The sequence below is a fragment of the Pseudidiomarina fusca genome (assembly GCF_032227045.1).
Classification (GTDB): Bacteria; Pseudomonadota; Gammaproteobacteria; order Enterobacterales; family Alteromonadaceae; genus Pseudidiomarina; species Pseudidiomarina fusca.
The window spans coordinates 1-594 of the sequence record NZ_JANFPJ010000095.1; the positions used below are offsets into that span (position 1 = coordinate 1).

2 protein-coding genes are annotated in these 594 nt (G+C 47.1%); one reads left to right on the plus strand and one right to left on the minus strand.

Annotation, left to right across the window (positions count from 1 at the left end):
• Window positions 1-56: helix-turn-helix domain-containing protein (locus NOG12_RS13380; protein ID WP_418055319.1), on the minus strand; the 56-nt coding region annotated here is incomplete at its 3' end.
• A gap of 43 nt (window positions 57-99) precedes the next feature.
• Between NOG12_RS13380 and tnpA the strand changes: the two genes are divergently transcribed.
• Window positions 100-528 (plus strand): IS200/IS605 family transposase, encoded by a 429-nt coding sequence (gene tnpA, locus NOG12_RS13215; protein WP_257119926.1) that lies wholly within the window; start codon window positions 100-102, stop codon window positions 526-528.
• Window positions 529-594 lie beyond the last annotated feature (66 nt).

Here is a 594-nt window from a genome sequence, read left to right on the forward strand (position 1 = left end):
TGCTCAGGTGTGGGATAAATGCGTACTTTCGTGGCCTTTAACATTTCAGCGCTCATTGATATAATTCATTTATTATAAGCTACTAAGGTCATATTTCAAGTGAGTGTGCATCATAAAGAATTGCTATCAGATTACCTTAGAAAACGTCACAGCGTCACCAAGCTGGTTGTTCATCTGGTCTTTACCACCAAGTACCGACGAAAACTGTTCGATGGCTTTATGATTGAGCAGCTGCGTGAAGCATTTGAGTCTGCTTGCGAGAAACTGGAATGTAACCTGCTGGAAATGGACGGTGAAGAAGATCATGTTCATCTGTTGATGGCCTACCCACCGAAACTGGCGATCAGCGTTATGGTGAACAACCTGAAATCGGTTTCATCTCGCCGGATACGTAGACTCAATACCCACGTACCCCGGCAAAGCAAGAGCGCAGCGCTCTGGTCGCGCTCCTATTTTGCCTGTAGCGCAGGTGGTGCAACGATTGAAACGCTGAAAGAATATGTACAAAGTCAGGCCACACCTGACTAGAAACGCTTCGCGTTTCCCGCTTATATCCCCGCCCGATTGGGCGAGGGTTTACGCGGGTTTTGCTAA